The organism is Bradyrhizobium sp. IC4059 (assembly GCF_020193615.1).
Taxonomy (GTDB): Bacteria; Pseudomonadota; Alphaproteobacteria; order Rhizobiales; family Xanthobacteraceae; genus Bradyrhizobium; species Bradyrhizobium yuanmingense.
Genome location: NZ_JADYVH010000060.1, coordinates 1 through 357, shown reverse-complemented (window position 1 = coordinate 357; position 357 = coordinate 1). Strand labels below are relative to the sequence as shown.

General features: G+C 63.6%; 1 protein-coding gene. It reads right to left on the bottom strand.

Annotation, left to right across the window (positions count from 1 at the left end; genetic code table 11):
• On the bottom strand, nucleotides 1–149 hold a 149-nt coding region (locus I6F12_RS37100), incomplete at its 3' end, for a tautomerase family protein (protein ID WP_225158558.1).
• Nucleotides 150–357 lie beyond the last annotated feature (208 nt).

Here is a 357-nt window from a genome sequence, read left to right as displayed (position 1 = left end):
CCGAGATTCTTCACCAGCGCCTGGGTGATGTCGCGCATCATGCCGGCCTTCTGCTCGTCGGTACGGCCTTCGGCCATGCTGATGGTGATCTCAGGCATTGTTCTCTCCCTGCTGCTGTCGTCATGGCCGGGCTTGTCCCGGCCATCCACGTTCTCTTCTATCAAATAAGACGTGGATGCCCGGGACAAGCCCGGCCATGACGCGGCCTGCGAATAGCTAGCCCCACTTCACGTCATGGCGGCCCAGAACCTCGCACACTTTTGCGACGAGATCGGCTTCGCTGCACGAGAACTGCGCCGGCCGGGTCTCGCGCCATTCCTGGTTGGAGGCGATCGCGGCGGCCGCCTTGGCGCCCTC